This window comes from Paraburkholderia phymatum STM815, from assembly GCF_000020045.1.
GTDB lineage: Bacteria > Pseudomonadota > Gammaproteobacteria > Burkholderiales > Burkholderiaceae > Paraburkholderia > Paraburkholderia phymatum.
The window spans coordinates 3,131,365-3,157,818 of the sequence record NC_010622.1; the positions used below are offsets into that span (position 1 = coordinate 3,131,365).

The following is a 26,454-nucleotide window of genomic DNA, read 5'->3' on the forward strand; positions in this document are numbered from 1 at the left end:
GACCCGTATCAGGAATCCGCTGAATACGCTGTTCGGCCGGATGGCATTGCTTTCGTCGGCGGTGCTGTTTGCGATTCAGGCCGGCTGGTTCGTGCTCGTCGTGATGCAGCCGCCGCATCATGAAGTGGACGGTTACGCACGCGGCATCCTGCTCGCATTGCAGGCCGCGAACGGCGAGCCCGTCAACGGCGCCGACGTTGCGCCTGCGCTGCGCGTGCATCTCGTGCCGACATGGAACATGCCCGCCACCGTGCATCTCGAACCGCCGACGCGCCGCCCGTTCATCGACCTCACGCGACGCCTGCGCGCAAGCCTGCCGTCCGGCACCGACATCGCCGTCGACGACACACATATGCCGCGCCTGTGGGTGCGCTTTCCGCGCAAGTCGATGTGGGTCGTCATTCCCGTCGACGTGCCACCGCGCCCGCGCTTCGTGATCGAATCCGTTTCGATGCTGCTTGCCGCATTGCTGTTGTCGCTGCTCGCGGTCTGGCAGATGCAGAGGCCGCTCACGCGCGTCGCCCATGCCGCTCGCGCGTTCGGTTCGGGCGGCCGGCCCGAGCCCGTCTCCGAGCAGGGGCCGCGCGAGTTGCGCGACCTGATCGGTTCGTTCAACGACATGATGCGGCGCCTGAACGAAGCGGGCGACGATCAGGCCGTGATGCTCGCGGGCGTCGCGCACGATCTGAAGGCGCCCCTTACGCGCCTGAAGCTGCGCGCGAGCGTGCTCACCGACGAGAACGAACGAGCGGGCCTGATTCGCGATGTCGATTCGCTGACGAATATCGTGCAGCAGTTCCTGGAATTCGCGGGACAGTCTGCGGAATCGGGACCGATGACGGAAGTCGATGGTTTCCTGCGCGAGCAGTTTTCCGCTACGGACGGTAATGGAACCGGCGAAGACAACGATGGCGACGACGGCGAAGCGACGCTCTTCACTCTCGATCTGCATGCGGGTCCGCGCTTCACGCTGCCGCGCACGCTGCTGGACCGTCTCGTCACCAATCTCGTCGACAACGCCTTCGAGCACGGCGCGCCACCCGTCGATATCGCGACATCGCGCGACCGCGAACAATGGATCATCGACATTCGCGATCACGGCCCGGGCATTCCCGAAGACCGCATTGCCGCGGCGATGAAGCCATTTGTGCGGCTCGATGCGGCGCGCGGGGGAGAAGGACACTGCGGATTGGGCCTCGCGATCGTCGTGCGGCTCACGCATCATCGCGGCGGCAACTGCACCGTGGAGAATCATCCGGAAGGCGGGCTGCACGTGCGTATCGCGATGCCCGTCGCCGTGCCGGACGCCTGAAGCAGCGCCGCACTTTATTACGCCCGCGGCCGTTGCGCTTACCTTGCCTTACGGTCGCCCCGTTTTGGCCAGCCAGGATCTATAGTGCAATCCGGCGTCCTCGGCGCCTCCCTGTTCGGTCCGTCCCGCTGCCACCTGGGACGGGCCGTTTTTTCCTGGTGCGGGAGAACTCAGAGAAGCAGACGATCGCGCAGCGTGTCGACCGTCGATTGCATCAGCCCGAGTCCGTTGGTCAGGTAACCCGACATCGTGCCGTAGCTTGCCTGCACCTGATCGAATGATGCCTGCAAATAACTGCTCTGCACGCTCGCGAACGGCTTCTCGATGCTGGCGGCAAGATCGCCGCCTTCCTGGCGGCGCGCTTCGACGCGCAGCGATATCCAATTGGCCAGATAGGTGTTCGACAGCAGGTAGTCCTGCATGATGACGTCGAACGGCACATTCGCGATGCTCAGCAGCAGTGCCGCCGCCCAACCCGCGCGATCTTTGCCGGCGCTCGAATGAATCAGCTGCGGGCCGGGTGTGCTCGCAAGCTGTGAGAGCAGCGATCCGAAGGCCGCGCGCTGCACGGGATCCGTCACGTACAGCCGTTGCGCGTGCTCCATCGCCGATACCGCGCTTGCCGCGCTGTCCGCCGAGGGCGCCATCACATCTTCGTGTCCTGTCACGTTGACCTTCTGATAGAGCGCGTTGGCGGGCAGCAGATCGGCAGCGCGGTCGACTTCGGCGGGCGTACGCAGGTCGTAGACAGCCGCAATGCCCAGCGAATCCAGCACGGACGCATCCGCAGCATTCTCCGTCAGCGCATTGGAACGAAAGAACGCATTGCGCCGCACGACGCGGCCGTCGACGGTCGGATAGCCCGCCGCCGTGCCGCCCACGTCACGAAAGTTTTCCAGCGACGCAAGGCGCGGTGTCGGCGCCTGATCCGCGCCGGCATTGGTGCCGCCGCACGCCGTCAGCAGCGAACTGCCCATGCCGGAGAGCAGCAGCGCGCTCGCCGTGCCTTTCAGGAAGCGGCGGCGCGACGCGGGTTCTGCCTTCGCGAACGCGTGCAGATCCTGCAGCGCAAGCGGCGAGGCGCGAAAGGCGTATAAAGCGGCGCGCGAAAGGTCCGCTTTCGCAGTGTGAGTCATCGTGTGTTTCTACTGGTTGCGGGCACAGCGCAAGCGCGGCGCAGGAGCGAAAGACGCACGCGATGCGCGTGCACGTGGATGGCCTCGCCGTCGGACTAAGGCGCCGATGCGGAGTGTAATGGACGAAAACAGTTTTCGGATTACGCGGTAGCAGTCGGTAAGGAATCGCAATGAAGGCCACCGGATGCCCCGCTGGAGCGGAACCTGGCGGCGCACGGCTGACGCGAGAGTTTCTTACGGCGTTTCTTGCGCCGCGATGTTTTCTTTCTGGTCGCGCGTCGCGCATGGCACGTCAGCCCTTATCCGTAGACGACGGGCGCGCTCGCCAGGGACCTGTAGCGCGCGCCATTGCGCGCAAGCGTGCTCGAGTACAGCGTCAGCGCTTCGAAGCGCGCGGTGAGTCCGGCGGGTAACTCCGCCGCGTGACCCACGGCGCCCGCATCGCGGCGATAGCGGGCAAGCGTGACATGCGGTCTGAATGCGCGCGCGTCCACGGGCAGACCGAGCGCGATCATCGTCGAGCGCACACGCCAGTCGAGGGCGACAAACTCGTCCGACATGGCAATCGTCGCGACCGTCAGGCGCGGATGCGACGCACCCGGCCAATGCTCGATCCTGGCGACGGGCGCGAGTTTGAGCGGTACCGCCTCGCGCGTGACCGCGTCGATCAACGCAGCGCTCCTGTCGAGCGGCAGTGCGCCGATGAACGTGACCGTCAGGTGCAATTGCTCGTACGGCACGCGCCGCGCGGCAGGCGGCACGGGAATGGCCGACAGCGCAGCGCGCGTCGCCATGTCGGGCACGAGTGCGATGAAGCAGCGCTGGTAGTCGCGCTGCGGATCGGCCGCTTCCGTTTCGCCGTTCCCGCGAGCGGCATCGAGCTCCGCCTCGTCGCGGTCGCCTGAACCGGCCTGCGGATCTGACTGACGTTCGGTACGCTGCATCGACGATACCTCCGTGCGCGTTTGCGCCGATCGCCACACTATCGCGCCATGCCAGAAAAAAACCGGGTCGCTCTTGCGAGCGCCCGGTTTTTTGACCTGCTTCTACTGCTTTCACGTGACTAGCCGGCGTCGAATCGCCGGTGCCCGCGTCTGTCTCCAACCTCCTGCAGAACAGGGCGGCTTGCCGCGCAACACATGCAGCGCGGCGCCGCCGGGACGATCGAGACTTAGCGCGGCAGCTCGGAATGACCCATCAGGTACGCATCGACGGAACGTGCGCACTGCCGGCCTTCGCGGATCGCCCACACCACGAGTGACTGGCCACGGCGCATATCGCCCGCCGTGAACACCTTGTCGACCGACGTGTAATAGGCCTTCTCGCCTTCCGTCGCGGCGCGCACGTTGCCGCGGGCATCCTTGTCGACGCCGAACGCTTCCAGCACGGGCGAAACCGGCTGAGTGAAGCCCATCGCCAGCAACACGAGATCGGCCTTCATTTCGAACTCGGAGCCCGGCACTTCGACCATCTTGCCGTCCTTCCATTCGACGCGCGCCGCGATCAGCTTCTCGACCTTGCCGTTCTTGCCTTCGAAACGCTTCGTCGCGACGGCCCAATCGCGCTCGCAACCTTCTTCGTGCGACGACGACGTGCGCAGCTTCACCGGCCAGTACGGCCACACGAGCGGCTTGTTTTCCTCTTCAGGCGGCTGCGGCAGCAGTTCGAACTGCGTGACGCCCTTCGCGCCATGACGGTTCGACGTGCCGACGCAGTCCGAGCCCGTGTCGCCGCCGCCAATCACGACGACATGCTTGCCCTTCGCGAGCAGTTGATCGGCAACCTTGTCGCCTGCGTTGACCTTGTTCTGCTGCGGCAGGAATTCCATCGCGTAATGGATGCCGGAGAGTTCACGGCCCGGCACGGGCAGATCGCGCGGCGTCTCGGAACCGCCCGTCAGGATCACGGCGTCGAACTGTTCTTTCAGGTCTTCCGGTGTGATGGTTTCCTTCGAAGTATTGCCGATGTGCGCCGGCAGCGCGTCCTTGCCGATGAACACGTTCGCGCGGAACGTCACGCCTTCCGCTTCCATCTGGCGCATGCGGCGGTCGATCAGCCACTTCTCCAGCTTGAAGTCGGGAATGCCGTAACGCAGCAGGCCGCCGATACGGTCGTTCTTCTCGAACACCGTCACGTCATGGCCTGCGCGAGCGAGTTGCTGCGCAGCGGCCAGGCCCGCGGGGCCGGAACCGACCACGGCAACCTTCTTGCCAGTCTTGTGCTTCGGCGGCTGCGGCGCGACCCAGCCTTCGGCCCACGCCTTGTCGATGATCGCGTGTTCGATCGACTTGATGCCGACCGGGTCGTCGTTGATGCCGAGCGTACATGCCGCCTCACACGGCGCCGGACAGATGCGGCCCGTGAATTCGGGGAAATTGTTCGTCGAGTGCAGGACCTCGATCGCGTTCTTCCAGTCCTGACGGAAGACCAGGTCGTTGAAGTCCGGAATGATGTTGTTGACGGGGCAGCCGTTATTGCAGAATGGGATGCCGCAGTCCATGCAACGCGCGCCCTGGATCTTCGCCTCGTCGTCGGTCAGCGCCGAAACGAATTCCTTGTAGTGCTTGACGCGGGTGAGGGGTGCTTCGTACGCCTCATGACGGCGCTCGAACTCGAGAAAACCGGTTGCCTTGCCCATGTGGTTCTCTATGTCTATCTGAATCGGTGAGGGGATCGGCGCCCGCCGCATCGCGTTGTGCACGCAAGCGGCGGGTGCGCTTCGTTATGTCGTCAGGGGTTGGTCGGGAAACGATCAGGCCGCGAGCACTTCCTTGGCAGCCTTCTTCGCACCCATTTCGCCCAGCGCGCGCTTGTATTCGGTCGGGAACACCTTCACGAACTGACGGCGCGACGCATCCCAGTTTTCGAGCAGCGCCTTGGCGCGCGGCGAACCCGTGAACTGGAAGTGACGTTCGATGAGCCCCTTGAGCAGCGCTTCGTCGGTCTCGCCCTGGTGCCACAGCGCCTTGTCGACCGTGCGCTCCTGTTCGGCCTGTTGCAGCACCGGGTCGAGCGCGACCATCGACTTGTTGCACTTCGCAGCGAATGCACCGTCGACGTCGAGCACGTAGGCGACGCCGCCCGACATACCCGCCGCGAAGTTGCGGCCCGTTTCGCCCAGCACGACCACCGTGCCGCCCGTCATGTATTCGCAGCCGTGGTCGCCCGTGCCTTCGACAACCGCCGTCGCGCCCGAGTTACGCACGCAGAAACGCTCGCCCGCGACGCCGCGGAAGAACGACTCGCCTTCGATCGCGCCGTACATCACCGTGTTGCCGCAGATGATGTTTTCTTCGGACTTGCCGCGGAAGTCGTTGGTGGGACGGATGATGATGCGGCCGCCCGACAGGCCCTTGCCGACGTAGTCGTTGCCGTCGCCGACCAGGTCCAGCGTGATGCCCTTCGCGAGGAACGCGCCGAAGCTCTGACCCGCCGTGCCCTTCAGCTGAATGTGGATCGCGTCGTCGGGCAGGCCGTCGTGGCCGTACTTCTTCGCGACCGCGCCGGACAGCATCGCGCCGACCGTACGGTTGACGTTGCGCACCGGCTGGATGAACGACACGTGCTCGCCCTTCTCGAGCGCGGCCTTCGCCTTCTCGATCAGCGTGTGGTCGAGTGCCCGGTCGAGACCGTGATCCTGCGATTCGACGTGCAGACGCGCGACGCTCGCCGGAACGCTCGGCTGGTAGAACACGCGCGAAAAGTCGAGACCCTTCGCCTTCCAGTGCTCGATGCCCTTCTTCATGTCGAGGTATTCGCTGTGACCGATCAGGTCGTCGAACTTGCGAACGCCCAGTTGCGCCATGATTTCGCGCACTTCTTCAGCGATGAAGAAGAAGAAGTTCACCACGTGTTCCGGCTGGCCCTGGAATTTCGCACGCAGAACCGGGTCTTGCGTTGCGACGCCGACCGGGCACGTGTTCAGGTGGCACTTGCGCATCATGATGCAGCCTTCGACGACGAGGGGCGCCGTCGCGAAGCCGAATTCATCCGCGCCGAGCAGCGCGCCAATCACGACGTCGCGGCCCGTCTTCATCTGGCCGTCGGCCTGCACGCGGATGCGGCCGCGCAGCTGGTTCAGCACCAGCGTCTGCTGCGTTTCGGCGAGGCCGAGTTCCCACGGCGTACCGGCGTGCTTCACCGACGACAGCGGCGATGCGCCCGTGCCGCCGTCGTGGCCTGCGATCACGACGTGATCGGCCTTCGCCTTCGCGACACCTGCGGCAACCGTGCCGACACCGACTTCCGACACCAGCTTCACCGAAATGCTCGACGACGGATTCACGTTCTTCAGATCGTGAATCAGCTGCGCGAGATCTTCGATCGAATAGATGTCGTGGTGCGGCGGCGGCGAAATCAGGCCGACGCCCGGCACCGAGTAACGTAGCTTGCCGATGTACTCGGACACCTTGTGACCCGGCAGCTGGCCGCCTTCGCCGGGCTTCGCGCCCTGCGCCATCTTGATCTGGATCTGGTCCGCCGACGCGAGGTATTCCGCCGTCACGCCGAAACGGCCCGACGCGACCTGCTTGATCTTCGAGCGCAGCGAATCGCCTTCCTTCAGCGGAATGTCGGTCACGATCTCGTCGCCAATGATGGACTTCATCGTGTCGCCGTTCTTGATCGGGATGCCGCGCAGTTCGTTGCGATAGCGGTTTTCGTCTTCGCCGCCTTCACCCGTGTTCGACTTGCCGCCGATACGGTTCATCGCCACAGCCAGCGTCGCGTGCGCTTCCGTCGAGATCGAGCCGAGCGACATCGCGCCCGTTGCGAAGCGCTTGACGATTTCCTTTGCCGATTCGACTTCGTCGAGCGGAATCGCCTTCGACGGATCGACCTTGAATTCGAACAGGCCCCGGAACGTCATGTGACGCTTCGTCTGGTCGTTGATCAGGTGCGCGTATTCCTTGTACGTCTGATACGAGTTGCTGCGCGCCGAATGCTGCAGCTTCGCGATCGCGTCCGGCGTCCACATATGGTCTTCGCCGCGCACGCGGTACGCGTATTCGCCACCCGCGTCGAGCATGTTCGCGAGAACCGGGTTGTCGCCGAATGCATCGCGGTGCAGACGGATCGCCTCTTCCGCCACTTCGAACAGACCAATGCCTCCGACCTTCGACGCCGTGCCCTTGAAGTACTTGTTCACGAGCTCTTCAGCGAGGCCGACCGCTTCGAAAATCTGCGCGCCCGTGTACGACATGTACGTCGAGATGCCCATCTTCGACATCACCTTGTGCAGGCCCTTGCCGACTGCCTTCGTGAAGTTGTAGACGGCCTTTTCCGCCGACAGGTCGCCCTTCATGCCCGCTGCCATCTGCGCGAGCGTTTCCATCGCGAGGTACGGGTGAACGGCTTCCGCGCCGTAGCCGGCGAGCAGCGCGAAGTGGTGCGTCTCACGCGCCGAGCCCGTTTCGACGACGAGGCCCGTGCTCGTGCGCAGACCTTGCTGCACGAGGTGCGTGTGAATGGCCGAGGTGGCGAGCAGTGCCGGGATCGCGACGTTGTCGCGGTCCGTCTTGCGGTCCGACACGATCAGCATGTTGTAGCCAGACTTCACGGCGTCGACGGCTTCCGCGCACAGCGAAGCGAGGCGCGCTTCGATGCCTTCCTTGCCCCACGCAGCCGGGTAGCAGATGTTCAGCTCATACGAGCTGAACTTGCCGCCCGTGTACTGATCTATCGCGCGGATCTTCGCGATGTCCTTGAAGTCGAGCACCGGCTGCGACACTTCGAGACGCATCGGGGGGTTGATGTTGTTCGTGTCGAGCAGGTTCGGCTTCGGACCGACGAACGACACCAGCGACATCACCATGTTTTCGCGGATAGGGTCGATCGGCGGGTTCGTCACCTGCGCGAACAGCTGCTTGAAGTAGTGATAGAGCGTCTTGTTCTTGTTGGACATGACGGCCAACGGCGAGTCGTTGCCCATCGAGCCAACGGCTTCTTCGCCTGCCTGCGCCATCGGCGCCATCAGGAACTTGACGTCTTCCTGGGTGTAGCCGAACGCCTGCTGGCGGTCGAGCAGCGCAGCCGCTTCGCGGCGCTCCGTGGCGACGTCGCCGGCATTCAGCTCGATTTCGTCGAGCTTGATCGTCACCGCGTCGATCCAGCTCTTGTACGGCTTTGCGTTCGCGAGGTTGTCCTTGAGTTCCTTGTCGTCGATGATGCGGCCGTGCTCCATGTCGATGAGGAACATCTTGCCCGGCTGCAGACGCCACTTCTTGACGATCTTCGACTCGGGAATGGGCAGCGTGCCCGCTTCCGACGCCATGATAACGAGGTCGTCGTCGGTGATGATGTAGCGCGCCGGACGCAGACCGTTACGGTCGAGCGTCGCGCCGATCTGACGCCCGTCGGTGAAGGCGATGGCAGCCGGGCCATCCCATGGCTCCATCATCGCGGCGTGATATTCGTAGAACGCGCGGCGGTTGTCGTCCATCAGCGTGTGCTGTTCCCATGCCTCGGGAATCATCATCATCACCGCGTGGACGAGCGGATAGCCCGCCATCACGAGCAGTTCGAGACAGTTGTCGAACGAAGCCGTGTCCGACTGGCCCGGATAAATGAGCGGCCAGAGCTTCGGCAGGTCGTCGCCCAGCACGTGCGACGCGATTGCGCCAGTACGTGCGTTCAGCCAGTTGACGTTGCCCTTCACCGTGTTGATTTCGCCGTTGTGGGCGATCATGCGATAGGGGTGAGCCAGTTCCCACGCCGGGAACGTGTTGGTCGAGAAGCGCTGGTGCACGAGCGCCAGCGCCGACACGACGCGCTCGTCCTGTAAGTCCCGGTAATACACGCCGACCTGGCCCGCCAGCAGCAGACCCTTGTAGACGACCGTGCGCGCCGAGCACGACGGCACGAAGTATTCCTTGCCGTGCTTGAGCTTGAGCGCCTGGATGCGGTGGCTCGCCGTCTTGCGGATCACGTACAGCTTCCGCTCGAGCGCGTCCGTCACCATGATGTCCTTGCCGCGGCCGATGAAGATCTGGCGGATCAGCGGCTCGCTCGCCTTCACGGTCGGCGAGATGGGCATGTTGTGGTCGACGGGTACGTCGCGCCAGCCGAGCACGACCTGGCCTTCGGCCTTGACCGTACGCTCCAACTCCTGTTCGCATGCGAGACGCGAAGCATGTTCCTTCGGCAGGAAAATCATGCCGACGCCGTACTCGCCTGCGGGCGGCAGCGTCACGCCCTGCTTCGCCATCTCTTCGCGGTAGAACGCGTCCGGAATCTGGATCAGGATGCCCGCGCCGTCGCCCATCAGCGGATCGGCGCCGACGGCGCCCCGGTGATCGAGGTTCTCGAGGATCTTCAGGCCTTGCTGGATGATCTCGTGGCTTTTCTTGCCCTTGATATGCGCGACGAAGCCGACGCCGCATGCGTCGTGCTCGTTCTGCGGGTCGTAAAGACCTTGCGCGGCGGGAACCGTGGAAATCGGCTGCTGGTGGTCGTTCATGGGGACACCGTCTGTCAGGGGCCGTGGGGCCGTTAAACCATTTTTCTCGTGGCCGCGGTTTGCGGGTCAACCGCGCGGGACGACCGCTGAATGTGCATGCGGGATGTTGCAGTTGCACACCGGGAAGCCGGAAATCGGAATATACGCGACGAATCAATGGAATAGCAAACAAAATGTGATGTTCGAACCCTAATTATCAATATGGTGCATGAATGCACGAATTAATTGGTTCCATATCAATTACCGACAAAACAAAACGGCATGCAGGGATGCCGTTTTCTTTTGGATGCAGCCATCAAACCTTTGATTGCAAGAGACTTTATTGCGTTTGCGGCGTCTCGCGCACCTTGCGCGGCCGACCTCTCGGCAACGGCGATACGCGCCGGTTCGCCGCCCGCGCCGCCCACTCCCGATATGAGTCGCTGCCCAGCACCCAGCCCTTCAGCGTGGCCTGTTGAAGCTGATTGGTCTCGCGTTCGTCGAGCGGCTGCTCGCACAGTTCGCGGTATGCGCGCTGACGTTCGAACGGCGTATTGCCCAATGACCAGTACAAACGATGGTCGGTGATCAAGCTGTCCAAGGTCAACCCGATGTGATGCCGATAGCTCGACCATCGATAGTCTTCCGGCGCGCTCACCAGCTGGTTGCGCACAGGCGACAACTCAACCACGCGGCTCGCCAGCAGGAAGTACTTCTCGCCTTCGATGACCGTCGCGCGATAGCGGCCTTCCCATAAGGTGCCGCGTCGCGAGTAACGGCGATTGAAGTGCGCAACGTAGCGCCGTCCGACAGCCTGCATCGCTTTCGGCAGGCTCGATTCGTCGGTGGGCGTGACGAGCAGTTGCACCGCGCCTGGCATCAGCGCGTATGCATGCACGGACAGATGGTGATCGCGTGAAGCCGCCTTCAGGCAATCGATGAACAGCTCGTAATCCTGGTCGTCGACGAAAGCGGGCTGCTGGTCGAGTCCGCGCAGGATCACGTGCTGCGGCTGGTCGGGGACATAAAGACGTGCAAGCCGTGCCATGCTGGATTATCCAAAGTCGCGTTGGTACATACCCGAAGGTCCGAAAAACTGTGCCGGCGCGGCCTTACGCGCCATGCGGGTCTGCCGGAAACCGCATGAAACCTAGGCAGAACGCTCTAACCGGCGCGTATGGTTTGTTTGAAACGTTGTGGTCATAATTGGCGGGCCTTTTTTGGAGGAGCACAAATGAAATTACAACAGGCCTTGGGGGTCGCGGCACTTGCTTGCATAACAACCACAGCGCACGCGCAATCGGCCGGTAGCATCTACTTCACAGCTGGGTGGTTCCATCTCGCCCCTCAGTCCAGTAGTCAGCCGTTAAGAGAGACGAACGTCAACGGCACGCCAGTCAACATCACCTTGCCGAACACTGGCGCTACCGCCGGCGACGGCGACACCATCGGCTTTACGGCAGGCTATTTCTTCACCGACCATATCGCCACCCAGTTCGACGTCGGCATTCCGCCGCAATTCGACCTGAAGGGCAGCGGTGCGTTTCAGCAATACGGCAAGCTCGGCTCGGCAAAACAGTGGAGCCCAACGCTGCTGCTGAAGTACTACTTCAACCAGCCGCAGGCGAAGTTCCGCCCGTATCTCGGCATCGGCGTGAGCCGCGTCTGGTTCACCGACGAGAAGATTTCGAACGGCACATTCCAGAACAACGTACTTCATGGTCCGACCACCGTCACGACGGATAGTTCGTGGGAGCCCGTGTTTAATGCCGGCTTCACCTATGCCTTCACCGATCACTGGTTCGCTGGCTTCTCAATCTCCTACCTGCCGCTTTCCACGACGGCCAAACTGAACACCACGGCGAATACGCCCATCGGTCCCGTCAACGTGCAATCGGAAACGAAGATTCGTCTGAACCCGATCGTCACGTATGTGAACCTCGGCTATCGCTTCTAACACAACAGGTTAGACGAGATTTTCGGGCTTGAACAACGCCGGTTCGCAAAAGCGTGTCGGCGTATTTCCATGCAATCACGATACCTGTACGCATGCGCCTTCGTCTTCGGCGAATCGCGACATCATTCCCGTCACACGCGCCCTCTGTCGCGTGATTCGCTTCATCCGTTGTAAATTTGACTGAGGCGCACGCGCTGCCGACGCAATTTGTGCCGCATAACGCGTGTGTCGACGACGCTTGGCGCCCCGCGTGATGTGTCTTGCCTGGCGGGCACCGAAGTTGCGTCAGAGGATATTTCCCGCGCTGTGTTGCGGGGATGTTCAAACTACCCTCATCGACGGAGCGACCATGACTGCACTACCCAATACGCGAGATGCTCTTGGCGAATCCTGGACTACGGCAGGCCGCCGTGCGCGCCGCATTGCGCGCCATAGTCGACATGCCGCTGAAGACATTGCCAGCGAGCTGCGCACGCTCATGAACGAACTCGAGAACACACTCGGCGACGGCACGCAGGCCGACGCGGCTGCATTGCGGACGCAATTGCGCAAGCGCCTCGACGACGCGCGCTCACGTCTGAACGATACGCGCGACGTGATGCGCGATCGCGCGCAAGCGGCCATGCACGATGCGGATGACTTCGTGCATGAAAATCCGTGGCGCACGATTGCCGTGGTCGGCGGGCTTGCGCTGATCGCCGGCGCGTTGATCGCTCGCGGCGGCTCGCACTGATGCTTCGTTGAGTGTGAGCGGCTGATCGCGCGGCCAGGCTGCCTGAAGACCGGATATCGGATCGCTGCGAAGGACGGAAAGCGGCGCATGCTTTGCACGCCGCTTTCCACTTCGCGCTTTGCATCGCGCAGAAGAAGCGTGTGTCGTCACGCGCGGACGTATCAATCGCCGTCGACGACGAACAGCCGCTGATATTCCTTCGATGCGTAACGGTCCGTCATGCCCGCGATGTAATGCGCGATCAGGCGTGGCTGCTTTGCCATATCCGCCGTCTGATAGTTGGGCGGCAGCAGGCGTGGATCATCGATGAATGCGTCGAACAAGCCTGCGATCACCCGTCGCGCCTTGTTCGCCATGCGCATCACGCGGTAGTGCCGATACAGGTTCTTGAAGAGAAACCGTTTCAGCACGACGGCCTGATCCGCGACTGCTTCGCTGTGCGCGACAAGCGGGGGGGCACGGCGCACGTCCTCGAGTGACACCGGCGCATGCCGCGCAATGTTACGTGTCGTCGTGTCGATCAGATCGACGATCAGCGTGTTGATGATCCGGCGCACGGTTTCGTGAACCAGCCTGCGTCCCTCGATCTGCGGATAGTCCCGCCGCGCTGCTTCGCAGTGCATGCGCCATAGCTCGACTTCGTCGAGTTGATCGATCGTGAGCAATCCCGAACGCAGGCCATCGTCCACGTCGTGATTGTTGTAGGCAATTTCGTCGGCGAGATTGGCGATCTGTGCTTCGATGGATGGCTGCCGGCCCTCCAGAAAGCGCTCGCCCAACTCACCGAGACGCCGGGCGTTTTCGCGCGAGCAATGCTTGAGAATGCCTTCGCGCGTTTCGAAGCACAGGTTCAATCCGTCGAACGCACCGTAATGCTCTTCGAGATCGTCCACTACGGCGAGGCTTTGGAGATTGTGTTCGAAGCCGCCGTAGTCGCGCATGCATTCGTTGAGGGCGTCCTGCCCCGCGTGGCCGAACGGCGTGTGACCAAGATCGTGCGCGAGCGAGATCGCTTCAACGAGATCTTCGTTCACGCGCAGATTGCGCGCGACGGAACGCGCAATCTGCGCGACTTCGAGACTGTGCGTGAGCCGCGTGCGAAACAGATCGCCTTCGTGATTCACGAAAACCTGCGTCTTGTACTCGAGCCGGCGAAACGCAGTGGAATGAACGATGCGGTCGCGGTCGCGCTGAAATTCGGTGCGTGCGCTCGGCGGCGCTTCATGATGACGTCGGCCGCGCGACTGCGAGGAATGCGCGGCATACGGCGCAAGATGCGCTTCGAGCGCGGCGGTGGTGGGCGGCGACGCAACGCCCATAGCAGGCACGGGCGGAATGTCGGTCGATTCGCTTAGATTGTCGCTGCGTATTTCGCTCACCGATATCTCCGAATCAGACGCGAGGGCCGCAGGTGGTGCCGCTGCGCTGCGCGTCAGGCGCCGACGCTTGCGTCGAGGGTTTTGAGCACCGCGTCGTCGGGCGCACGGGTGATCAGTGTGTCGCCGAAACGCTTCAGCAGGATGAACTTGATTTCGCCCGCTTCTGCCTTCTTGTCGACCCGCATCAGATCGACGTAGCGTGGTGCGCCGAGCGCGGGCGCCCGAACAGGCAGATGTGCCGCCTCGATGACGGCGACGAGCCGCTTGCGCGCGGCTTCGTCCAGATGCCCGAGACGCACGGACAGATCGGCTGCCATCACCATTCCGCAGCCCACCGCTTCGCCGTGCAGCCACTCGCCGTAGCCAAGTCCCGCTTCGATAGCGTGACCGAACGTGTGGCCAAAATTGAGGATAGCGCGCAGGCCGCCTTCCCGCTCGTCCGCGGCGACCACGGACGCCTTGATCTCGCACGAACGCTTGACCGCTTCAGCCAGCGCTTGCGCGTCACAGCCGTTGAGCGCTTCGATGTTCGCTTCGATCCACTCGAAGAAACCGGCATCGGCAATCGCGCCCGTCTTGATGACTTCCGCGATGCCCGCGGCCAGTTCGCGCGACGGCAGCGTGCGCAGCGCGCCAATGTCGGCGATCACGGCCTGCGGCTGGTAGAACGCGCCGATCATGTTCTTGCCGAGCGGATGGTTGATGCCCGTCTTGCCGCCCACCGACGAATCGACCTGCGACAACAGCGTGGTCGGCACCTGGATGAACGGCACGCCGCGCATGTAGCAGGCGGCCGCGAACCCCGTCATGTCGCCAATCACGCCGCCGCCGAGCGCGATGAGCGTGGTCTTACGGTCGGCCCGCGCGCCGAGCAGAGCGTCGAAAATCAGATTCAGCGTTTCCCAGTTCTTGTGCGCCTCGCCATCGGGCAACACGACCGTCGTCACTTCCTTGCCGAGCGGCGCGAGGGACTGGCGCAAGGCGTCGCCGTACAGCGGGTCGACCGTCGTATTCGTGACGATCGTCACCGACGCGCCGCGGATGTGCGGCGCGAACAGCTCGCTCTTGCCGATCAGATCGGCGCCGATATGGATGGGATAGGCGCGCTCGCCCAGTTCGACGTTGACGGTAATCATGGCAGTCATCTCGTCATTATGACGCAGTAGGCTTGGCGACGCCCGCCATCTCGAGCTGCATCAGCACCATATTGACGAGCCCGTTGACGGACGGACGGCCCGTTTCGATCACGAAGTCGGCGCATTCGCGGTAGAGCGGATCGCGGACTTCATACAGTGCTTCGAGGCGCCCTTTCGGGTCTTCCGTCTGCAGAAGCGGCCGGTTTTTGTCGCGGCGCGTGCGCAGCCAGAGGTCGTGCGGATTGGCGCGCAGATAGACGACGATGCCGTGCGCGCGCAGCGCCTCTCGGTTTTCAGGGCGCAGGACGGCGCCGCCGCCCGTCGCGAGGACGATGCTTTCGCGGCCAGTGAGATCGGCGATCACCTGCGCTTCGCGGTCGCGGAAGCCCGATTCGCCTTCCAGTTCGAAGATCACCGGGATGCGCGCACCCGTGCGCGCTTCGATTTCATGGTCAGAATCGAAGAACGGGCGATCCAGCCGGCGCGCCACGGCCCGGCCCACGGTGGTCTTGCCTGCCCCCATGAGCCCTACAAAAAAAACGTTGGCGTGTGCGTCCCGCGGTTGCAACTTATCCTCTGGCTAATCCGGTGTAGTTCGTGCGGCAGCTTACTGGCAAAGCGCCCGACTTGTCGAGCCTGACGGCCGGCGCGCCTGCCGCAGGTGGTGCTTTCGGCCCGCGCCCGTGGCGCTTTGCCGGCGATTGGTCAATTTATCTGCACCACCCTCGGCGTAATGAAAACGACGAGTTCGCTGCGCAGATCGCGATGGGCGCGATGACGGAAAAAGACGCCCAAAACCGGTATTTTGCCCAGGAGTGGCACGCGCGTCACATCATCACGGCCGTCCGTCTCGTAGATTCCGCCGATCGACACCGTTCCGCCATCTTCGACTTCGACGCGCGTCTGTACGTGCTTGGTATTGATGGCAGGTCCGGACGCCGTCTGCTCGCCGACACTGTCCTTCGCCACGTCGAGATCGAGCACCACCCGGCCGTCGGGCGTGATCTGCGGCTCGACCTCCAGTTTGAGGGTCGCACGGCGAAACTGCACGCCCGACACGCCCTGCCCGACTTTTGCCTGGTACGGCAGCTCGGTGCCTTGCTCGACGACCGCCTTCATCCGGTCCGCTGTCACGACGCGCGGGCTCGATACGATCTGGCCGCGCCCCTCGGCCTCCAGCGCGCTGAGCTCGATGTTCACGAGCCGCGTCGCCTGCGCGGCAAATAAAGTCAGGCCCATCGTTGCGGCGTCGAAGCCGGAAACAGGCCGCGCCGACAGGTCGAGGATCGCGCCGTCCTTGCCGCCGACCAGACCCGTCGCCTTGCCGTCTTCGTTGGTGCCAATCATGGACAGCTTCACGCCGAGATTGCGAGAAAAGCCCTTTTCCGCTTCGACGATGCGCGCCTCGATCAGCACCTGGCGCGTCGGCCGGTCGAGCGACGCGACCAGTTCGGCGATCTGCGCGAGCCGCGCAGCCAGATCGGTGACGAACAGCAGGTTGGTGCGCGGATCCGCCATCGCCGCGCCGCGTTTGGACAACACCCGCTGATTGCCCGACGCCGTCAGCAGCTTGCGCAGTTCCTCGGCATGGGCGTAGTGCAACTCAAAGGTGCGGCTCGCGAGCGGTTCCAGCTCGGCGGCGCGGGCATGCGTCTCGAAACGCTGACGCTCGCGGGCGGCCAGTTCCGACTGCGGTGCGACCCAGATCACGTTGCCGCGCTGTTCCATCGCGAGGCCGTTGACATCGAGCAGCGTATCGAATGCGGTGCGCCACGGCACGCTGTTCAGGTGCAGCGTGACCGCGCCGCGCGCCTTGTCGCTCGCGACGATATTCAGGCCGGTGAACTTTGCGAACGCGCCGAGCACCGCGCCGAGTTCGCCGCGCTGGAAATGCAGCGTGATGGGCCGGTCGGCGGGAACGGATGCCGACGCACTCTCGCTCAGACGCGCGGCAGGCGCGAGCAGAACGGGCGGACCTTCGAGCGGTTCCTGCCGTGCGTCCGTCCGCCGTTCGGTTCGCGATTCCGGCGCGTGGTCGTCGCGTGCGGAAGCCTGCGCCTGCGACGCTTCCGGGGCCGCTCCGTCCTCGCTCGCGTCTGGCGTGAACGGATTGGCAACGTCCGTGGTGATCACGCGGGGCAGCGGTGGCATGCCGGACGGCGTCATCGCATCGTCGAACGGCATCTCGGCGGGAAGCGGAGGCAAGGCCGCACGCGCCGTCATTGCGACAAAGGCAGCACATGCAAGTGTCCATCGCAGGAAGGCGATCCAAGTCATTCGACGGCCTCCGCCAATGTCAGCGAATGCGCGCTGCCGTCGCGTTTCGTCAGCGTCAGCGCGCGGGCGTCGATATTGGCGACTCGTTCGTCGCCCCACTCTTGTCCCGCTTCGAGCGTCGTCCCTCCTTCCCCCGTCTCAATCAGCGCAAGACCGCGCGCGCGGTCGGCCAACAAACCGACCAGCCGCATCGGCGACGAACCTTCGTCCAGTGTCGACGCAATCGAAGCCGGTTGAAACGGATCGTATAAAACGACCTCCTCATCGGGATCGAAAGCACCCGAATCGTTAACCATGCTTCGACGCACGACATCCCGCATAGGATGGATCGCACCGAACGAATGCAACGTTGCACTGACGGACAAGGCCTCGCCTTGCCGCTTGAGCGTCACTTCGTCCGGCACGACGAGAACCGGCAAACTCGCGAGCGCCTGGAAGAAATCGACGACATGATCGAAATCCGCCCGTGCCGTCACACGCAGCGGGCGCATCGCGTCGATGCCGCTTCCCGTGACGGCAGCCGGTTCGATCGACAGCAGCGTCACGTCGTTGCGCGACGCGAGTTGCGAGATCACGCGGATGTCGTCGGCGGAAGTCCAGTTGGCTGGCATGCGCGTGACGCTCGTCGCCGTGCGCAGATCCGGCAATTGCGCGACGGCCGCTTCGACTTCGCTCAACCTGCGTTGCGCTGCAGACAGCGCGTCGCGGCTTACCTGCACGCCGCTCGAGTCCGTCGCAATCCATGCGTTGGCGCCGAGCATGAATACCGTCACAGCGATGCACGAAGCGACTAACCCGCGTCGCCGCACACTCCATGCTTCGAGCGGCACGCGCAGGCGCTCGACGAGCGCATGTCCAACACGCTCGCGCGCTGCCGGCCTGCCGAAGCGCCCAGCAATCGTCATCTTCATTTGTTACCCCTCGTGTTCGGTGATGACGCTCGCGGCGCTCTGGACTTCGCCGGCGCACCGTCCCATTTCAGGTGCGCGGTGATCTCAAGCGCCGTCGCCGGATCCGTCGCGTGCGTCACATTGGTCGCACGATGCACATCGCTCAAATCCGAGTCCTTCACGCCTTTCAATGCGGCGAGTCGGTTAAGCCACGCCGCCGACGCCGCGTGATCCGCGGACGCCGCGAGCAACTCCGTGTCGCGCTCGCGGTGTCGCAACTGCTTCACGACGACCGAGTCGGACGACTCCTCGCTCAATGCATCGAGGAGATCGAGCAGATGAACGAGCGGCTCGGAAAGCGCCGCCGCGCGCTCGTTCTGCAGGCGCTCGTTGCGGGCTTCGCCCGTCAGCCGCGCATGCTCGGCAAGTGGCGACGCAAGTACGGCAAATTTTTGCTCGAGGGCCGAACGCTCGCGGTCCAACCGTGAGCGTTCGAACGCCTGCCACGTCATCAGCAGCGCCACGGCAACACAAGCGCACAGCGCGGCGCTCACCCATTCGAGATAGCGGCGCCGGCGTGCGAGCCGCGCATCGCGCTGCCGGTGCGGCAACAGATTGAAGCCCGCCAGGCTCCTTCGCGCCGCCGTCATTGCGCGATGCCACGCAGTGCCAAGCCGAATGCGACCGCGAACGCAGGGTCGTGCATCAGTTCTGCATGCGGAATGACGTTGCCGTCGCTCAGCGACGAACCGTCGAACGGCAGCACGGAGCAGCCCAGCACGTCCCCAATGTCGGCGAGCGAGAAGCACACCCCTTCGAGCAGGTCGATCTCCCCGCCCACCAGCGCGCATACGTTCAGATTGTTTTCGGCGAGATCGCGCAATGCGTCGGCGACGCACGAATACTCGGGCGACGGATAGCGGATTTCTTCCGCGATGGTTTCGTCTTCTATACGCCAGCCGTACACGCCGTCGCCGCCTATCCAGATCGCGGCATAAGGTTCGTGCAGTTCGAGTTCGAACCTCGCTGCGTAGCGCAGCGCGCGCAACGCGACATGCGGTTCGACGTCGACTGTGGTCAGCGTGACACCGGCCATCGCAGCGCATTCGATGCGCGCTTCGAGATGCTCGCGCGCAGTCGCAGCGATCGACACGGCGCCGGGATGCGGCGGCGAGTCCTCGACGTACCAGTCGACGGCCAATGCATGGCGCTCAATGCCCGCGATTCGCTCGGCCTCCATCAACACGGCAGGTTCGAGCGACGCGGACGGACGCGGCGGACCGTTCACGTGACTTGCAGGCAGATGAGCCGTGAAGGTTGCGGCCCCGGGTATCGCCATCGCGCAACGCAATGCCGCCGACGCGCACTGTGGCGGCACGTTGCCGAACGCCGCGCACACGGCGCGCGCCACTGCTTGCCGGTCCACAATTTCCGCGCCCGCCATCGCGCCCGGCGCAAGCGGCTCCAGCGCGACGCATTCGATCCGCGCAGGTCCCGTCTTTCGCCCGCTGCCACTCAGCACAACGAGCCTCACCGCTTGTGCGCCAACATCGATGCCGACTGCCTGACGCCGCATCGCCATTCGTAACGAGTCTTTCAACGCCATCTCTTTCTCCTTGCATGCCAACGGAAACCGAAGGCCCGCAACACTCATCCGACGCGGGCAACGGAAAGGATTCTGCGTAGCGCGAAACGACAGCGACATTCGTCCGAATGGCTAACAGTCGGGTAATCGATATCCGGCGACAATCAAACGAACTAGAGTGTTCTCATCGCCGCGCAATTGCGGCAGCCGTAAGCACGCCGAAAGCTGCCAGATCGGGCGGCTATAATCGCGGGACCGTTTTCTGGTGTTCATATGCAATCCACGACTCCTACGTCTCCGCCGCCGGCGCCGCAGAAGCGCAAGCGCCCTCTCTGGCTGAAGATCGTCCTCGGCTTCGTCGGCCTGATCTTTGCCGGGATCATCAGCGCGGTGCTCGTGCTGGGTTACGCGCTGGTCGTCGCCACGCCGAACCTGCCGTCGCTCGACGCGCTCACCGACTATCGTCCGAAGGTACCGTTGCGCATCTACACCGCCGACCACGTTCTGATCGGCGAATTCGGCGAGGAGCGGCGCGACATCGTTCACATGCGTGAGGTGCCGGACAACCTCAAGAAAGCCGTGCTCGCGATCGAAGACGCGCGCTTCTACGATCATGGCGGCGTCGACCTGACGGGTATCGTGCGCGCCGGCGTGGTCGCGCTCACGAACGGCCACGCAACGCAAGGCGCGAGCACGATCACGATGCAGGTCGCGCGCAACTTCTTTCTCTCCAGCGAAAAGACGTACACGCGCAAGATCTACGAGATGCTGCTCGCGTACAAGATCGAATCGAAGTTGAGCAAGGATCAGATTCTCGAGGTGTACATGAATCAGATCTATCTGGGCCAGCGCGCGTATGGTTTTGCCAGCGCCGCGCGCGTGTACTTCGGCAAAGACCTGAAAGACCTGTCGCTCGCCGAGTGCGCGATGCTCGCAGGTCTGCCGAAAGCGCCGTCGGCATACAACCCCGTGGTGAATCCGAAACGCGCGAAGGTGCGTCAGGAATACATCCTCCAGCGCATGCTCGAACTTGGCTACATCACACGGGACCAATACGACACGGCGAGCCGCCAACCGCTCATCGTGAAGGGCGCGGGCAAGGAATTCAGCGTGCACGCAGAGTACGTCGCGGAAATGGTGCGGCAGATGATGTACGCGCAATACCGTGAAGAGGCGTACACGCGTGGCCTGAACGTCGTGACGACAATCGACTCCGCCGATCAGGACGCCGCCTATCGCGCGCTGCGCAAGGGCTTGCTGGACTACGAGCGGCGTCACGGCTATCGCGGTCCGGAAGCGTTCATCGACTTGCCGGCCGATGCCGACGAGCGCGAGCAGGCTATCGACGACGCGCTGCTCGAACATCCGGACAATGGCGAGATCATTGCAGCCGTGGTGACGTCGGCGAGTCCAAAGCAGGTGCAAGCGACGCTGATCGACGGCAATGTCGTGACAATCCAGGGCGACGGGCTGCGCTACGCTAACTTCGCGCTGAGCGCGCGCGCGCAGCCGAACCAGCGCGTGCGGCCGGGCGCCGTGATCCGTATCGTGAAGGGTGAGGATGGCAGCTGGTCGATCACGCAGTTGCCGCAGATCGAAGGTGCGTTTGTTTCCGTCGTGCCGCAGGATGGCGCGATCCGCGCACTTGTAGGCGGCTTCGATTTCAACAAGAACAAGTTCAATCATGTGACGCAGGCCTGGCGGCAGCCGGGTTCGAGCTTCAAGCCGTTCATCTACTCGGCTTCGCTCGAAAAAGGCCTCGGCCCCGCAACCGTCATCAACGACGCGCCGCTCTTCTTCAGCGCGGCCGAAACGGGCGGCCAGGCGTGGGAACCGAAGAACTACGGCGGCGGCTTCGACGGCCCAATGTCGATGCGCACCGCGCTGCAGAAGTCGAAGAACCTCGTGTCGATCCGCATCCTCAATCACATCGGCACGAAGTACGCGCAGCAGTACATCACGCATTTCGGTTTCGATGCGGACCGGCATCCCGCATATCTGCCGATGGCGCTCGGCGCTGGCCTCGTCACGCCGCTGCAGATGGCAGCGGGCTACTCGGTGTTCGCGAACGGCGGCTATCGCGTGAATCCGTATCTGATCGCCGAAGTGACCGATCAGCGCGGCATGGTGGTCGCGCATGCGGAACCGCTCGTCGCGGCCAGCAACGCGCCGCATGCCATCGAGCCGCGCAACGCCTACGTGATGAACAGCCTGTTGACAAGTGTCGCGCAGCGCGGCACGGGAGCGAAATCGAACGTGTTGAAGCGCACCGATCTCGCGGGCAAGACGGGCACCACGAATGATTCGCGCGACGCGTGGTTCGCCGGCTATCAGCACACGCTGTGCGCGATTGCGTGGATAGGCTACGACAATCCGCGCAGTCTCGGCGACAAGGAAACGGGCGGCGGGCTCGCGCTGCCCGTGTGGATCGAGTACATGGGACGCGCGCTCAAGGGTGTGCCCGAGTACAAGATGCCGATGCCCGAAGACGTCGTGACGATAGGCGACGAGTTGTACTTCGACGACTTCACGCCGGGCAACGGTTTCGTGTCGACGGTCGGCGTATCGCAGGCGTCAGCGGAAGCGAGCGGTACAAGCGGCGCGCCGGCGCAGGTCGATGCGCAAGAAAAAGAAAACATCATGAATCTGTTCAGGGGCCACTAGGTCTGCCGGCTCCCTGAAAAAAAGCCGCCGCGTATTGTACGCGGCGGCTTTTTACTTTCCGCGAGCGACACCGGCTGCGGGTGCGCCAAAACGCTCTGCTTACGGCGCGATCTCCACGGGCTCGCCTGCCTGCTGCGTCGCGTATTCGGACAATGCGGCGTAAAACTCGGTGCCGTTGCGCGTATCGCGCCACTCGCCGTCGACGAAACGAAAGTGATAACCGCCCGATTTTGCGGCAATCCAGATTTCCTGCATGGGCGGCTGCAGATTCACGATGATCTTCGTGCCGTTCTCGAATTCGAGCGTCAACACGTTGCCGCTGCGCTCGAACTCGATGTCGGCGTCCGCATCGTCGAGCGAGCGTTCGATGGCCGCGAGCACAGCCTCGGCACGGGTCAGGTATTCACTGTCGGACATGCTAAACTCCAGCGATTATTTATTCAGGGACAGTCATGCGCGGCGTTTTCCGGAAAAGCGGCACGGCCACGATTCTAGCGATTCTGGCTATTGTCGCAGGTGTCGCGCTCAGCGGCTGCGGTCAGCGCGGTTCGCTGTATATGCCGACCGTTCCGCCGCTTCCGGCCAAACCGGTCCAGACGCAGCCCGCTTCGTCGGACGCAACGAAATCCGATGACGCACAAGGCTCGATTCCCGACACGTCCGGCACGCCGCTGTCCCTGTCGCCCGATTCCGAACTGCGCACCGCGCCGAATTCGAACATGCCCGCCCAACCGGCGTCCGGTGCGTCCCAAGCTGAGTAAGACTGTCGCATGACTCAATCCGCTTTTGCTTACGTCGACGGCGTGCTGCACGCCGAAGGCGTGTCCGCCGTGTCGCTTGCCGAGCAATTCGGCACGCCGCTTTACGTCTACTCGCGCGACGCGCTGACCAAAGCGTGGCACGCCTACGCCGACGCATGCGCCGGCCGCCGCGCCACGGTGCACGTCGCCGTCAAGGCAAACAGCAACCTGGCCGTGCTGAACCTGTTCGCGCGCATGGGCGCCGGGTTCGACATCGTGTCGGGCGGCGAACTCGCGCGCGTGCTCGCAGCGGGCGGCAAAGCGGAAAACACGGTGTTCTCCGGTGTGGGCAAGAGCGTCGCGGAAATGCGCGACGCGCTCGCGGCAGGCGTGAAGTGCTTCAACGTCGAATCGATTCCCGAACTGGATCGCCTGAACGCCGTCGCGGGCGAAATGGGTAAAAAGGCGCCCGTGTCGCTGCGCGTGAATCCCGACGTCGACGCGAAGACGCATCCGTATATCTCGACGGGCCTGAAGTCGAACAAATTCGGTGTCGCATTCGACGACGCCCGCGCCACCTATCGCGCCGCCGCAGCGATGAAGCATCTCGACGTGGTGGGCATCGACTGCCACATCGGTTCGCAAATCACGGAAGTCGCGCCGTATCTCGACGCCGTCGACAAACTACTCGAACTCGTCGCGCAGATCGAAGCGGACGGCGTGACGATCAAGCACGTCGACGTCGGCGGCGGCCTCGGCATCACGTACGACGACGAGACGCCGCCGGACATCGGCGACTTCGTGCGCACGCTGCTCGACCGCATCGAAGCGCGCGGCCACGGTCATCGCGAAGTGTATTTCGAACCGGGCCGCTCGCTCGTCGGCAACGCGGGCATGCTGCTCACGCGCGTCGAATTCCTGAAGACGGGCGCCGAGAAGAACTTCGCCATCGTCGACGCCGCGATGAACGATCTCGCGCGCCCCGCAATGTACGAGGCGTATCACGCAATCGAACCCGTCGTGCAGCGTGACGGCGCGAGGCATGTCTACGACATCGTGGGCCCCGTGTGCGAAAGCGGTGACTGGCTCGGCCGCGAACGCCGGCTCGCCGTGGAACCCGGCGATCTGCTCGCGATCCGATCGGCAGGCGCCTACGGTTTCGCGATGAGCTCGAACTACAACACGCGTGCACGCGCGGCCGAAGTGATGGTCGACGGCGACAAGGCATACGTCGTGCGCAAGCGCGAGGAAGTGAAAGACCTGTTCGCCGGCGAGTCGGTGCTTCCGTCATAAAGCCGGCCGTTCCGGACGCTCACAGTCAAAAGGCGATGCGCTCATCACGCATCGCCTTTTTGTTTCCGGTTCGGCTTGGTGCGTCTCACCCTCGCGCCCGGTGCCGGATCCGGTCACGCGCCCAGAGAGCCACGCGCCAACCCAGCAAGGCGATCACGATCGCGCCATAGATCTTCGGCAAGATCAGATCGTGCTTGCCCGCCTTCATCCACCAGAAATGCAGAATCGCGAGCGCCGCAATCACGTAGATCGCGCGGTGCAGCGTCTGCCAGCGACGGCCGAGCTTGCGCACCATCGCTTTCGGCGACGTGACGGCAAGCGGAATCAGCAGTATGAACGCCGCGAAGCCCACCGTGATGAACGGCCGCTTGCCGATGTCCTTTACGATTTCGGCGAAATCGAACCACTTGTCGAACCAGAAATACGTCGTGAAATGCAGCGCGCCGTAAAAGAACGCGTACAGGCCGAGCATCCGGCGAAAGCGCAGCAACTCGTTCCAGCCCGTCAGCTTGCGCAGCGGCGTCACGGCGAGCGTGATGCAGAGGAATACGAGCGTCCACAAGCCCGTCGAGCGCGTGATGAGCTCGATGGGATTGGCGCCGAGCCGGTCGGTGAAGCCGAACAGCACGATGCGCGCGAGCGGATATAGCGCCGCGCCGAACACCGCGATCTTTGCGGGCACGAGCCAGCCGCCTGCGCTCATGCCGGCTTTGCGCGGCGCGGCCGCCGGTTTCATGGCTTTGGCGTCCGTGCGTGCGCCGTTGCCTGCGGTCAGCGTTTGTGTCGTGTCGGTTCCCATGCGCGCCGCCGTCAAAAATTCTTCTTCAGATCCATGCCCTGATACATCGACGCGACCAGATCGCCGTAGCCGTTGTATATCAGCGTCTTGCGCTTCGGTGTGAAGAAACCGTCCTCACCGATGCGCCGCTCCGTCGCCTGGCTCCAGCGCGGATGATCGACATTCGGATTCACGTTCGAATAAAAGCCGTACTCGTTCGGCGCATAGGTGTTCCAGCTGGTCGGCGGCTGCTTGTCGACGAAGCGGATTTTCACGAGCGACTTCGCACTCTTGAACCCGTACTTCCACGGCACGATGATGCGCACGGGCGCACCGTTCTGATTCGGCAGCAACTGACCGTAGACGCCCATCGTCAGCAATGTCAGCGGATTCATCGCCTCGTCCATCCGCAGCCCTTCGGAATACGGCCATTCGAGAATCGGCTCGGACAGGCCGGGCATCTGCGACGGATCGGCGAGGGTGATGAACTGCACGTACTTTGCGTTCGCCGTCGGCTGCGCGCGCTTGATGACTTCCGACAGCGGAATGCCGATCCACGGAATCACCATCGACCAGCCCTCGACGCAGCGCAGCCGGTACACGCGCTCTTCGAGCGGCGCGAGCTTCAGCAACTCATCGATGCCGTAGACCTTCGGGTTGTTCACCTCGCCTTCGACGCTCACCTTCCACGGGTGCGGCCTCAGCGAGCCCGCGTTGTGTGCCGGGTCGCTCTTGTCGGTGCCGAACTCGTAGTAGTTGTTGTAGGTGGTGATGTCTTTGTACGGCGTGACCTTGTCCGTGACAACGAACTTCGGATTGGTCTTCGCGCCGAGCTTTTGCGCTTTCGGGTCGGACGACGAATATGCCGCGAATGCCTCGCCATGCACGCCCATCAAGCCACCGAGCGCGACCGCACCCGCCGCCTGCAGGATTCGTCGGCGATTCTCGAACACGCGCTGCGGCGTGATCTCGCTGCGCGCGATGTCGTCGCCGTAAAGTTGGCTGCGTTCGCTTCGCTTGATCCACATGCTGAAAGCTCCTTGCCGGGCATTGCACGCCCATCGGTATCCGTTCGACTCGCGCTTGCGAGTCGCCGTTCGTCGTTCGTCGTTTCGTTAACAGACGAAGCGCGTGATCCT

At 63.4% G+C, this 26,454-nt stretch carries 21 protein-coding genes; 6 read left to right on the forward strand and 15 right to left on the reverse strand.

Features of this window, described 5'->3' with window-relative positions; translation table 11 throughout:
• Positions 1 to 7: 7 nt before the first annotated feature.
• Positions 8 to 1,312 (forward strand): ATP-binding protein, encoded by a 1,305-nt coding sequence (locus BPHY_RS14155; protein ID WP_041764066.1) that lies wholly within the window; start codon positions 8 to 10, stop codon positions 1,310 to 1,312.
• 170 nt (positions 1,313 to 1,482) lie between these two features.
• Here the strand turns inward: BPHY_RS14155 and BPHY_RS14160 are convergent, their stop codons facing one another.
• The 5 genes from BPHY_RS14160 to BPHY_RS14180 all read right to left on the reverse strand — a co-directional run bounded on the left by BPHY_RS14160 (position 1,483) and on the right by BPHY_RS14180 (position 10,931).
• Complete coding sequence (locus BPHY_RS14160; RefSeq protein ID WP_012402154.1) at positions 1,483 to 2,448, reverse strand: tyrosine-protein phosphatase; 966 nt, start codon at positions 2,446 to 2,448, stop codon at positions 1,483 to 1,485.
• A 299-nt stretch (positions 2,449 to 2,747) separates the two neighbouring features.
• Complete coding sequence (thpR, locus tag BPHY_RS14165) at positions 2,748 to 3,392, reverse strand: RNA 2',3'-cyclic phosphodiesterase (protein ID WP_012402155.1); 645 nt, start codon at positions 3,390 to 3,392, stop codon at positions 2,748 to 2,750.
• Between the two features lie 227 nt (positions 3,393 to 3,619).
• A complete protein-coding gene (locus BPHY_RS14170; RefSeq protein ID WP_041763623.1) occupies positions 3,620 to 5,086 on the reverse strand; it encodes a glutamate synthase subunit beta in 1,467 nt (488 codons plus the stop codon).
• 114 nt (positions 5,087 to 5,200) lie between these two features.
• Positions 5,201 to 9,904: a glutamate synthase-related protein gene (locus BPHY_RS14175; protein WP_012402157.1), complete on the reverse strand. Its 4,704-nt coding sequence runs from the start codon at positions 9,902 to 9,904 to the stop codon at positions 5,201 to 5,203.
• A 319-nt stretch (positions 9,905 to 10,223) separates the two neighbouring features.
• The gene (locus BPHY_RS14180) at positions 10,224 to 10,931 is read right to left on the reverse strand and encodes a transposase (RefSeq protein ID WP_012402158.1); all 708 of its coding nucleotides are present in this window, start codon (positions 10,929 to 10,931) and stop codon (positions 10,224 to 10,226) included.
• Between the two features lie 186 nt (positions 10,932 to 11,117).
• Between BPHY_RS14180 and BPHY_RS14185 the strand changes: the two genes are divergently transcribed.
• Complete coding sequence (locus BPHY_RS14185; RefSeq protein WP_012402159.1) at positions 11,118 to 11,840, forward strand: OmpW/AlkL family protein; 723 nt, start codon at positions 11,118 to 11,120, stop codon at positions 11,838 to 11,840.
• 349 nt (positions 11,841 to 12,189) lie between these two features.
• Positions 12,190 to 12,573: a DUF883 family protein gene (locus tag BPHY_RS14190; RefSeq protein ID WP_012402160.1), complete on the forward strand. Its 384-nt coding sequence runs from the start codon at positions 12,190 to 12,192 to the stop codon at positions 12,571 to 12,573.
• 161 nt (positions 12,574 to 12,734) lie between these two features.
• On the opposite strand, the gene BPHY_RS14195 is transcribed toward BPHY_RS14190, so the two are convergent.
• The 7 genes from BPHY_RS14195 to pilM form a co-directional block, all read right to left on the reverse strand.
• Positions 12,735 to 13,952 carry a deoxyguanosinetriphosphate triphosphohydrolase gene (locus tag BPHY_RS14195; RefSeq protein WP_012402161.1) on the reverse strand — a complete coding sequence of 406 codons (1,218 nt, stop codon included), beginning with the start codon at positions 13,950 to 13,952 and terminating at the stop codon, positions 12,735 to 12,737.
• Positions 13,953 to 14,005: 53 nt separating this feature from the next.
• Positions 14,006 to 15,088, reverse strand: a complete 1,083-nt coding sequence (gene aroB, locus BPHY_RS14200) for a 3-dehydroquinate synthase (protein ID WP_041764067.1) — start codon at positions 15,086 to 15,088, stop codon at positions 14,006 to 14,008.
• Between the two features lie 16 nt (positions 15,089 to 15,104).
• Positions 15,105 to 15,656 carry a shikimate kinase AroK gene (aroK, locus tag BPHY_RS14205; RefSeq protein WP_012402163.1) on the reverse strand — a complete coding sequence of 184 codons (552 nt, stop codon included), beginning with the start codon at positions 15,654 to 15,656 and terminating at the stop codon, positions 15,105 to 15,107.
• Between the two features lie 137 nt (positions 15,657 to 15,793).
• Entirely contained in the window at positions 15,794 to 17,365 is a 1,572-nt protein-coding gene (locus BPHY_RS14210; RefSeq protein WP_012402164.1) for a type IV pilus secretin PilQ, read from the reverse strand.
• Positions 17,362 to 18,276, reverse strand: coding sequence for a type 4a pilus biogenesis protein PilO (gene pilO, locus BPHY_RS14215; protein WP_012402165.1), 915 nt, complete (start codon positions 18,274 to 18,276; stop codon positions 17,362 to 17,364). The genes BPHY_RS14210 and pilO overlap by 4 nt, the downstream gene beginning before the upstream one ends.
• On the reverse strand, positions 18,273 to 18,905 hold the full coding sequence (locus tag BPHY_RS14220) for a hypothetical protein (protein WP_012402166.1): 633 nt from the start codon (positions 18,903 to 18,905) through the stop codon (positions 18,273 to 18,275). Before BPHY_RS14220 ends, pilO begins: the two co-directional genes overlap by 4 nt.
• Entirely contained in the window at positions 18,902 to 19,861 is a 960-nt protein-coding gene (pilM, locus tag BPHY_RS14225; RefSeq protein ID WP_012402167.1) for a type IV pilus biogenesis protein PilM, read from the reverse strand. The genes BPHY_RS14220 and pilM overlap by 4 nt, the downstream gene beginning before the upstream one ends.
• A 252-nt stretch (positions 19,862 to 20,113) precedes the next feature.
• On the opposite strand from pilM, the gene BPHY_RS14230 reads away from it, so the two are divergent.
• The gene (locus tag BPHY_RS14230) at positions 20,114 to 22,504 is read left to right on the forward strand and encodes a penicillin-binding protein 1A (protein ID WP_012402168.1); all 2,391 of its coding nucleotides are present in this window, start codon (positions 20,114 to 20,116) and stop codon (positions 22,502 to 22,504) included.
• Positions 22,505 to 22,603: 99 nt separating this feature from the next.
• On the opposite strand, the gene cyaY is transcribed toward BPHY_RS14230, so the two are convergent.
• The gene (gene cyaY, locus BPHY_RS14235) at positions 22,604 to 22,921 is read right to left on the reverse strand and encodes an iron donor protein CyaY (protein WP_012402169.1); all 318 of its coding nucleotides are present in this window, start codon (positions 22,919 to 22,921) and stop codon (positions 22,604 to 22,606) included.
• 35 nt (positions 22,922 to 22,956) lie between these two features.
• Between cyaY and lptM the strand changes: the two genes are divergently transcribed.
• Both lptM and lysA read left to right on the forward strand, forming a co-directional pair.
• Positions 22,957 to 23,265 (forward strand): LPS translocon maturation chaperone LptM, encoded by a 309-nt coding sequence (lptM, locus tag BPHY_RS14240; protein WP_012402170.1) that lies wholly within the window; start codon positions 22,957 to 22,959, stop codon positions 23,263 to 23,265.
• Positions 23,266 to 23,274: 9 nt separating this feature from the next.
• Positions 23,275 to 24,537 (forward strand): diaminopimelate decarboxylase, encoded by a 1,263-nt coding sequence (lysA, locus tag BPHY_RS14245; RefSeq protein ID WP_012402171.1) that lies wholly within the window; start codon positions 23,275 to 23,277, stop codon positions 24,535 to 24,537.
• An 85-nt stretch (positions 24,538 to 24,622) separates the two neighbouring features.
• On the opposite strand, the gene msrQ is transcribed toward lysA, so the two are convergent.
• Both msrQ and msrP read right to left on the reverse strand, forming a co-directional pair.
• Entirely contained in the window at positions 24,623 to 25,336 is a 714-nt protein-coding gene (gene msrQ, locus BPHY_RS14250) for a protein-methionine-sulfoxide reductase heme-binding subunit MsrQ (RefSeq protein WP_012402172.1), read from the reverse strand.
• Between the two features lie 11 nt (positions 25,337 to 25,347).
• Positions 25,348 to 26,343 carry a protein-methionine-sulfoxide reductase catalytic subunit MsrP gene (gene msrP / locus BPHY_RS14255; RefSeq protein WP_012402173.1) on the reverse strand — a complete coding sequence of 332 codons (996 nt, stop codon included), beginning with the start codon at positions 26,341 to 26,343 and terminating at the stop codon, positions 25,348 to 25,350.
• Between the last annotated feature and the right edge of the window lie 111 nt (positions 26,344 to 26,454).

Bases quoted from the DNA above. Each gene is read 5' to 3' on its own strand.
- BPHY_RS14210 (WP_012402164.1), bottom strand. From the start codon at position 17,365: ATGACTTGGATCGCCTTCCTGCGATGGACACTTGCATGTGCTGCCTTT.
- BPHY_RS14185 (WP_012402159.1), top strand. From the start codon at position 11,118: ATGAAATTACAACAGGCCTTGGGGGTCGCGGCACTTGCTTGCATAACA.
- BPHY_RS14170 (WP_041763623.1), bottom strand. From the start codon at position 5,086: ATGGGCAAGGCAACCGGTTTTCTCGAGTTCGAGCGCCGTCATGAGGCG.
- aroB (WP_041764067.1), bottom strand. From the start codon at position 15,088: ATGATTACCGTCAACGTCGAACTGGGCGAGCGCGCCTATCCCATCCAT.
- pilM (WP_012402167.1), bottom strand. From the start codon at position 19,861: ATGGCGTTGAAAGACTCGTTACGAATGGCGATGCGGCGTCAGGCAGTC.
- msrP (WP_012402173.1), bottom strand. From the start codon at position 26,343: ATGTGGATCAAGCGAAGCGAACGCAGCCAACTTTACGGCGACGACATC.
- BPHY_RS14230 (WP_012402168.1), top strand. From the start codon at position 20,114: ATGCAATCCACGACTCCTACGTCTCCGCCGCCGGCGCCGCAGAAGCGC.
- msrQ (WP_012402172.1), bottom strand. From the start codon at position 25,336: ATGGGAACCGACACGACACAAACGCTGACCGCAGGCAACGGCGCACGC.
- BPHY_RS14190 (WP_012402160.1), top strand. From the start codon at position 12,190: ATGACTGCACTACCCAATACGCGAGATGCTCTTGGCGAATCCTGGACT.
- cyaY (WP_012402169.1), bottom strand. From the start codon at position 22,921: ATGTCCGACAGTGAATACCTGACCCGTGCCGAGGCTGTGCTCGCGGCC.
- thpR (WP_012402155.1), bottom strand. From the start codon at position 3,392: ATGCAGCGTACCGAACGTCAGTCAGATCCGCAGGCCGGTTCAGGCGAC.
- lysA (WP_012402171.1), top strand. From the start codon at position 23,275: ATGACTCAATCCGCTTTTGCTTACGTCGACGGCGTGCTGCACGCCGAA.
- BPHY_RS14180 (WP_012402158.1), bottom strand. From the start codon at position 10,931: ATGGCACGGCTTGCACGTCTTTATGTCCCCGACCAGCCGCAGCACGTG.
- pilO (WP_012402165.1), bottom strand. From the start codon at position 18,276: ATGAAGATGACGATTGCTGGGCGCTTCGGCAGGCCGGCAGCGCGCGAG.
- BPHY_RS14220 (WP_012402166.1), bottom strand. From the start codon at position 18,905: ATGACGGCGGCGCGAAGGAGCCTGGCGGGCTTCAATCTGTTGCCGCAC.
- lptM (WP_012402170.1), top strand. From the start codon at position 22,957: ATGCGCGGCGTTTTCCGGAAAAGCGGCACGGCCACGATTCTAGCGATT.
- BPHY_RS14160 (WP_012402154.1), bottom strand. From the start codon at position 2,448: ATGACTCACACTGCGAAAGCGGACCTTTCGCGCGCCGCTTTATACGCC.
- BPHY_RS14175 (WP_012402157.1), bottom strand. From the start codon at position 9,904: ATGAACGACCACCAGCAGCCGATTTCCACGGTTCCCGCCGCGCAAGGT.